The 7,131-nt window shown below is 66.9% G+C and carries 9 protein-coding genes; 8 read left to right on the forward strand and 1 reads right to left on the reverse strand.

What is annotated here, in order from left to right:
• Positions 1 to 4 precede the first annotated feature (4 nt).
• From H0W38_RS22100 to dnaJ, 8 genes are all read left to right on the forward strand, one after another.
• Positions 5 to 178 (forward strand): histidine kinase dimerization/phospho-acceptor domain-containing protein, encoded by a 174-nt coding sequence (locus H0W38_RS22100; RefSeq protein ID WP_367162035.1) that lies wholly within the window; start codon positions 5 to 7, stop codon positions 176 to 178.
• A gap of 14 nt (positions 179 to 192) precedes the next feature.
• Positions 193 to 963, forward strand: a complete 771-nt coding sequence (locus H0W38_RS12900) for a sensor histidine kinase (RefSeq protein WP_292454617.1) — start codon at positions 193 to 195, stop codon at positions 961 to 963.
• Positions 956 to 1,114, forward strand: coding sequence for a hypothetical protein (locus tag H0W38_RS12905; protein WP_292454620.1), 159 nt, complete (start codon positions 956 to 958; stop codon positions 1,112 to 1,114). Before H0W38_RS12900 ends, H0W38_RS12905 begins: the two co-directional genes overlap by 8 nt.
• Entirely contained in the window at positions 1,111 to 2,199 is a 1,089-nt protein-coding gene (gene hemH / locus H0W38_RS12910) for a ferrochelatase (RefSeq protein ID WP_292454623.1), read from the forward strand. Before H0W38_RS12905 ends, hemH begins: the two co-directional genes overlap by 4 nt.
• A 119-nt stretch (positions 2,200 to 2,318) precedes the next feature.
• A complete protein-coding gene (locus H0W38_RS12915; RefSeq protein WP_292454625.1) occupies positions 2,319 to 2,747 on the forward strand; it encodes an RNA-binding S4 domain-containing protein in 429 nt (142 codons plus the stop codon).
• Between the two features lie 107 nt (positions 2,748 to 2,854).
• Entirely contained in the window at positions 2,855 to 3,409 is a 555-nt protein-coding gene (grpE, locus tag H0W38_RS12920; protein WP_292454628.1) for a nucleotide exchange factor GrpE, read from the forward strand.
• Positions 3,410 to 3,495: 86 nt separating this feature from the next.
• Positions 3,496 to 5,439 (forward strand): molecular chaperone DnaK, encoded by a 1,944-nt coding sequence (gene dnaK / locus H0W38_RS12925; RefSeq protein WP_292454631.1) that lies wholly within the window; start codon positions 3,496 to 3,498, stop codon positions 5,437 to 5,439.
• 123 nt (positions 5,440 to 5,562) lie between these two features.
• Positions 5,563 to 6,705 (forward strand): molecular chaperone DnaJ, encoded by a 1,143-nt coding sequence (dnaJ, locus tag H0W38_RS12930; RefSeq protein WP_292454636.1) that lies wholly within the window; start codon positions 5,563 to 5,565, stop codon positions 6,703 to 6,705.
• 71 nt (positions 6,706 to 6,776) lie between these two features.
• Here the strand turns inward: dnaJ and H0W38_RS22105 are convergent, their stop codons facing one another.
• Positions 6,777 to 6,929, reverse strand: a complete 153-nt coding sequence (locus H0W38_RS22105; RefSeq protein ID WP_367162033.1) for a PEP-CTERM sorting domain-containing protein — start codon at positions 6,927 to 6,929, stop codon at positions 6,777 to 6,779.
• Between the last annotated feature and the right edge of the window lie 202 nt (positions 6,930 to 7,131).

A 7,131-nucleotide genomic window follows, 5' to 3' on the forward strand; every position in this document is an offset into this window, starting at 1 on the left:
CGAGATGCGCACCCCGCTCAACGCGGTGATCGGTTTCACCCAGTTGCTGCGCCTGCACGGCGGCCACGACGAGCAGCGCCTGAGCCAGTACAGCGAGCACATCCTGCAGGCCGGCCAGCACCTGCTGCACTGGTCAACGACGTTCTCGACCTTCAGCAGGTCGAGGAAGGCCGGCTGAATCTGCAGCTCGCCGTGCTGCCGCTCGCCGAAGCGCTGGACGCCGCGCTCGACATGGTGCGGCCGATGGCGGACCTGCGCGCCATCACGATCGACGGCCACATCAATCCCGGCGTGCAGGTGCGCGCGGACGCGCAGCGATTGCGCCAGGTGCTGCTCAACGTGCTGTCCAACGCGGTCAAGTACAACCGCGACGGCGGCAGGCTGGGCTATCGCCTCGAAGCGGCGAGCCGCAGTCGCTGCGCATTGCTCATCGAAGACAGCGGCCCTGGGCTGACGGCGGAACAGGCGGCCCGCCTGTTCCAACCCTTCGAGCGGCTCGGCCTGGAGACCTCCAATGTCGAAGGCAGTGGCCTGGGCCTGATCATTTCGCGCCGGCTGATGTTGGGCATGCAGGGCTCACTGAGCCTGAGCAGCCGGCCGGGCGTAGGCACGTGTGTGCGGCTGGAATTGCCGCTGGCCGCGGCCAGCGGCGCAAACAGCACCGACAAGGGCCCGAAAGACGCAGCACTGACGGCTTCTTTTGCGACCCTGGCCTTCCGGGAGATTAGCGCGCGCGCGCCGATGCGCATGCTCTACGTCGAGGACAACCGCGTCAACGCCATCCTGTTCGAGGAGGCGATCAAACTGCGCGGCGGCATCGAACTGCGCATCGCGGAGGACGGCGCCGAAGGGCTCGCAATGGCCGGCCGGTGGCGGCCGGATGTGCTGATACTCGATGCGAACCTGCCGGGCATGACCGGCTACGAAGTCCTGGCGCAAATGCGCCGCAAACCGGTTGGCTGACACGCCCGCCTTCATGTGCTCGGCCGATGCGATGCCCGAGGATCTGGAGCGCGCGCGCCGGGCCGGGTTCGCCGGCTACTGGACCAAACCGATCGACATCGCGCGCGTCATGAACGACCTCGACGCGCTGCACCTCACCTCCCCGGAATGAAGCACCGACCCGAACCCGACCACCGTCATGGCAGCGCAGAGCGCGTGGCCGTGTTGCTCGTCAACCTCGGCACGCCCGACGCGCCCACTGCCCCGGCGCTGCGCCGCTATCTGGCCGAGTTCCTGAGCGACCCGCGCGTGGTCGAGATCCCGCGCGCGCTGTGGTGGCTGATCCTGCACGGCGTGATCCTGCGCGTGCGGCCGCGCAAGTCGGCCGCCAAGTACGCCAGCATCTGGACCGACGAAGGCTCGCCGCTGGCGGTGTGGACCGCCAAGCAGGCGACGCTGCTGGCCGGCTACCTGGGCGAGCGCGGCACGCCGGTGCTGGTGCGCCACGCCATGCGCTACGGCCAGCCCTCGGTGGCGAGCCGGCTCGACGCGCTCAAGGCCGAGGGCGCAACCCGCATCCTCGTGCTGCCGCTCTACCCGCAGTACGCCGCGGCCACCACGGCCAGCGTGTTCGACGCCGTCTATGCGTGGGCTGCCCGCGTGCGCCGCGTGCCCGAACTGCGCTTCGTCAACCACTACCACGACGACGACGGCTACATCGCTGCACTGGCCCGGCGCATCGAAGGCCACTGGCAGACGCATGGCCGGCCGGAGCGCCTGGTGCTCAGCTTTCACGGCGTGCCCGAGCGCACCCTGCAGCTGGGCGACCCCTACCACTGCGAATGCCAGAAGACCGCCCGCCTGCTTCGCGAACGCCTGTCGCTCGCCCCGGAGCAGGTGCTGGTCACTTTCCAGAGCCGCTTCGGTCGCGCACGCTGGCTTCAGCCCTACACCGAACCGACGCTCGTGGCGCTGGCGCGCTCGGGTGTGCAGCGTGTCGATGTGGCCTGCCCCGGTTTCACCTCGGATTGCCTGGAGACGCTGGAGGAGATCGCCCAGGAGGCGCGTCACGCATTCCTGGAGGCGGGCGGCCGCGAATTCCAGTACATCGCCTGTCTGAACGACCAGCATGAATGGATCGCGGCACTCGGCGCGATCGCGATCCGCCACCTGCAGGGCTGGTCGCTGCAGCCACCGGACGGTGCCGAACTGCGGGCACAGGCCGACCGCGCACAGCGCCTCGGCGCGGCGCGCTGACATTCACTTCCTGGTCGCGCGCAAAAAGGCTTGGGGACAGGCCGAGTCCGTTGCCCGACTGGAACAGCTTGTCCATGAGGCCGCCGCCCTGCGCCCGGGCTGCGCGACAATGCCCGCTGATGACGCCTTCTCTTTCCTCGGGCGTGCGCCTGGACAAATGGCTGTGGGCGGCGCGCTTTTTCAAGACACGCAGCCTGGCCGCCGACGAGATCGGCAAGCACCGGGTGCACGTCAATGGCCAGGTGGCCAAGGCCTCGCGCGAACTCAAACCCGGCGATGAACTGCAGTTGCGCCAGGGACCGGTGCCGCGCACGGTGCGCGTGGTCGCGCTGAGTGCGGTGCGCGGCCCGGCGCCGGTGGCGCAGGCGCTCTACGAGGAAACCGCCGAGAGCCACGCCGCCCGCGAGGCCTTCGCGCAGCAGCGCCGGGTCGCACCCGAGCCGGCGCTGGCCATCGAGCAGGGCCGCCCCACCAAGCGCGACCGCCGCCAGCTGGCCGACTGGGACCGCTGGAGCGCCTCGCTCGACGGCAATAGCGGCGACGGCTGATCCGCGCGGCAGGCCTGCCCTGCTGCCGGCAGCCCCCATTGATCCTCTTGAAAGGGCCGACAGCGGCCTCAGTTGTGTTGCGACCCCTGCTGGACACCCCACAGCCCATGGAAAACCCTCAAGAAAACCAAGCCCCCGACATGACCGACGCCTCGGCGCCCACCGGCACCGAGGCCACGCCGGCACAGAACCTTTCGCCCGAGCAGCGTCTTGCCGAACTCGAAGCCAAGCACGCCGAGGTGGCCGATGCCTACCTGCGCGCCAAGGCCGAATCCGAGAACACCCGGCGCCGCGCCGACGAGGAAATGAGCAAGGCGCGCAAATTCGCCGTCGAGGGGTTCGCCGACAGCCTGCTGCCCGTCAAGGACAGCCTGGAAGCCGCGCTGGCCATCGAGAACGCCACCGCCGAGCAACTGCGTGAAGGCACCCACGCCACCCTGCGCCAGCTCACGGCCGCGCTGGAGCGCAACAAGGTGCTGGAGATCGCCCCGCCGGCCGGCACCAAATTCGATCCGCATCAACACCAGGCCATCAGCGTGGTGCCGGCGCCCGAAGGCGCGGAGCAAGAGGCCGGCACCATCGTCGCGGTGCTGCAAAAAGGCTACCTGATCGCCGAACGCGTGCTGCGGCCCGCGCTGGTGACCGTGACCGCGCCCAAGTAGTCAAAGGCGGCCTGCGGGCCGCTTGAAGAACCGGACACCGTCCGCACCTCAATCGCAACCGAATTCAGTTTGAAGGAGTTTTGACCATGGCCAAGATCATCGGCATCGACCTGGGCACCACGAACTCGTGCGTCGCCATCATGGAAGGCAACACCACCCGCGTGATCGAGAACAGCGAGGGTGCGCGCACCACGCCTTCGATCATTGCGTACCAGGAAGACGGCGAGATCCTCGTCGGCGCCTCGGCCAAGCGCCAGGCGGTGACAAACCCGCGCAACACGCTGTATGCGGTCAAGCGCCTGATCGGCCGCAAGTTCACCGAGAAGGAAGTGCAGAAGGACATCGATCTGATGCCCTACTCCATCGTCGCGGCCGACAACGGCGACGCCTGGGTGGAAGTGCGTGGCAAGAAGCTGGCCCCCCCGCAAGTCAGCGCCGAAGTGCTGCGCAAGATGAAGAAGACCGCCGAGGACTATCTGGGCGAGCCGGTCACGGAGGCCGTGATCACTGTGCCCGCGTACTTCAACGACGCGCAGCGCCAAGCCACCAAGGACGCCGGGCGCATCGCGGGCCTGGACGTCAAGCGCATCATCAACGAGCCGACCGCCGCGGCCCTGGCCTTCGGCCTGGACAAGCACGGCAAGGGCGACCGCAAGATAGCGGTCTATGACCTCGGCGGCGGCACCTTCGACATCTCGATCATCGAGATCGCCGATGTCGACGGCGAGATGCAGTTCGAGGTGCTGGCCACCAACGGCGACACCTTTTTGGGCGGCGAAGACTTCGACCAGCGCATCATCGAATACGTCATCGCCGAGTTCAAGAAGGAGCAAGGCGTCGATCTGGGCAAGGACGTGCTCGCGCTGCAGCGCCTGAAGGAGGCGGCCGAGAAGGCCAAGATCGAGCTCTCCAACAGCACGCAGACCGACATCAACCTGCCCTACATCACGGCGGATGCCAACGGCCCCAAGCACCTCAACATCAAGCTCACGCGCGCCAAGCTCGAAGCGCTGGTCGAGGAGCTGATCGAGCGCACCATGGCGCCGTGCCGCACGGCGATCAAGGACGCGGGGGTCAGCGTCGGCGACATCAACGACGTGATCCTGGTCGGCGGCATGACCCGCATGCCCAAGGTGCAGGACAAGTGCAAGGAGTTCTTCGGCAAGGAGCCGCGCAAGGACGTCAACCCCGACGAGGCGGTGGCCGTCGGTGCGGCGATCCAGGGCCAGGTGCTCGGCGGCGACCGCAAGGACGTGCTGCTGCTCGACGTGACCCCGCTGTCGCTCGGCATCGAAACACTCGGTGGCGTGATGACCAAGATGATCACCAAGAACACCACCATCCCGACCAAGTTCGCGCAGACTTTCAGCACGGCCGACGACAACCAGCCGGCCGTGACGATCAAGGTGTTCCAGGGCGAGCGCGAGCTGGCGGCCGCCAACAAGATGCTCGGCGAGTTCAACCTCGAAGGCATCGCCCACGCGCCGCGCGGCATGCCGCAGATCGAGGTGAGCTTCGACATCGACGCCAACGGCATCCTGCACGTGGGCGCCAAGGACAAGGGCACCGGCAAGGAAAACAAGATCACCATCAAGGCCAACTCGGGTCTCTCGGAAGCCGAGATCCAGGCGATGGTCAAGGACGCCGAACTCAACGCGGCCGATGACAAGAAGAAGCTCGAACTGGTGCAGGCCCGCAATCAGGCCGACGCCATGATTCACAGCGTCAAGAAGAGTCTGGCAGAGCACGGCGAAAAGCTCGACGCCGGCGAGAAGGAGAAGATCGAGACCGCGATCAAGGACGCCGAAGAAGCGCTCAAGAGCGAGGACAAGGCCGACATCGAAGCCAAGACCGACGCGCTCATGACCGCGAGCCAGAAGCTTGGAGAGAAGGTCTATGCCGACATGCAGGCGGCTCAGCAGGCAGCGACCGCTGCCGGCGCGGCGGGCGGCGAGGCCAAAGCGGAGACCGCCCCGGCCGACGAGAACGTGGTCGATGCTGACTTCAAGGAAGTCAAGGACCAGAAGTAAGGACTACCGTGACGGCTGCGGCCGTCCGGTCGTCTTCGCCGCGTTCGAGTGCTGCAGACAGGTGTCTGCACCTCGACGCGGCGTTGTTGTTCAAGCAGGGCACATGGAAGAAGGCGCGTGAGCATGGCAAAGCGTGACTACTACGAAATCCTCGGCGTCGTTAAGAACGCGAGCGACGAGGACATCAAGAAGGCCTACCGCAAGCTGGCCATGAAGCACCACCCTGACCGCAACCAGGGCGAGGGTGCAGCGAAGTCGGAAGAGCAGTTCAAGGAAGCCAAGCAGGCCTACGAAATCCTGTCCGAACCGGCCAAGCGCCAAGCCTACGACCAGTACGGCCACGCGGGCGTCGAGCAGATGGGCGGGCGCGGCGGGCCGGGCACCGAAGGTTTCGGCGGCTTCGCCGAGGCCTTCGGCGACATCTTCGGCGACATCTTCGGCGCCGGTGGCGCCGCAGGGCAGCGCCGCGGCGGCTCGCAGGTCTACCGCGGCGGCGACCTCAGCTACGCGATGGAAATCTCGCTCGAGGAAGCGGCGCGCGGCAAGGAAACGCAGATCCGCATCCCGAGCTGGGAAGAATGCAACGTGTGCGAAGGCAGCGGTGCGAAGCCCGGCACCAGTGCCAAGCCCTGCCCCACCTGCCACGGCTCGGGCCAGGTGCATCTGCGCCAGGGCTTCTTCAGCATCCAGCAGACCTGCCCCAACTGCCACGGCAGCGGCAAGATCATTCCCGATCCCTGCGTCGCCTGCACCGGCGTCGGCCGCATCAAGACCAACAAGACGCTCGAGGTCAAGATCCCCGCCGGCATCAACGAAGGCATGCGCATCCGCTCGGCCGGCAACGGCGAGCCGGGCACGAACGGCGGGCCGCCGGGCGACCTCTACATCGAGATCCGCATCAAGGCCCACGACATCTTCGAGCGTGACGGCGACGACCTGCACTGCACGGTGCCCGTGGGCATCGCCACCGCCGCCCTGGGCGGCGGGGTGGAAGTGCCCACCCTGGGCGGCAAGGCCGAGATCGAACTGCCCGAAGGCACCCAGCACGGCAAGACCTTCCGCTTGCGCGGCAAAGGCGTGCGCGGCATTCGCTCGAGTTACCCGGGTGACCTGTACTGCCACGTGGCAGTGGAAACGCCCATTAAGCTGACCGAGCCGCAGAAGAAGCTGCTCAAGGAGCTGGACGAAAGCTTCAAGAAGGGCGGCGACCGCCACTCGCCCAACGCCAAGAGCTGGACGGACCGGGTCAAGGATTTGTTCAAGTAGGGCGGCCGCCGTGGACGCGCCGGATCAGTGCACGAGAGGGCCCTCGCCCTCCCGGCACTGATCCGGCAGCTTCAGCGAATCCGCTTGCGGCGGAGAACGCCCACGGCTCCCAGGGCCAGCCCAACGAGTGCCAGCGTGCCGGGTTCGGGCACAGTGCTGTCAGCCTCCCGGCCCCATATCGAGACGTGCGAGATTGCGCCTCCGTTTGGCCAGAAGCCGGTCATGACGATGTTTTCGGTGCCGTCCCATGCAGTCAGGTCATAGAAGTAATAAGACGGGTCGTGGTTACCGTCCTTGATCGCTAGTGCAGTGCGCGTGATGTTCTAGAACTTATTCGTGCCGGCATACTCCAATCGCCCAGGAGGCTGGAGCGATGCGGGTTGCCAAGACGATTGAGCTGGACGAGCACACCGAGCGGGAACTGCG

Source organism: Methylibium sp. (assembly GCF_013817365.1).
Taxonomy (GTDB): Bacteria; Pseudomonadota; Gammaproteobacteria; order Burkholderiales; family Burkholderiaceae_C; genus Methylibium.

Coding starts and splice junctions, on each gene's coding strand:
- H0W38_RS22100 (WP_367162035.1), top strand. CDS start 5: ATGCGCACCCCGCTCAACGCGGTGATCGGTTTCACCCAGTTGCTGCGC.
- hemH (WP_292454623.1), top strand. CDS start 1,111: ATGAAGCACCGACCCGAACCCGACCACCGTCATGGCAGCGCAGAGCGC.
- H0W38_RS12915 (WP_292454625.1), top strand. CDS start 2,319: ATGACGCCTTCTCTTTCCTCGGGCGTGCGCCTGGACAAATGGCTGTGG.
- grpE (WP_292454628.1), top strand. CDS start 2,855: ATGGAAAACCCTCAAGAAAACCAAGCCCCCGACATGACCGACGCCTCG.
- dnaK (WP_292454631.1), top strand. CDS start 3,496: ATGGCCAAGATCATCGGCATCGACCTGGGCACCACGAACTCGTGCGTC.
- dnaJ (WP_292454636.1), top strand. CDS start 5,563: ATGGCAAAGCGTGACTACTACGAAATCCTCGGCGTCGTTAAGAACGCG.
- H0W38_RS22105 (WP_367162033.1), bottom strand. CDS start 6,929: ATGACCGGCTTCTGGCCAAACGGAGGCGCAATCTCGCACGTCTCGATA.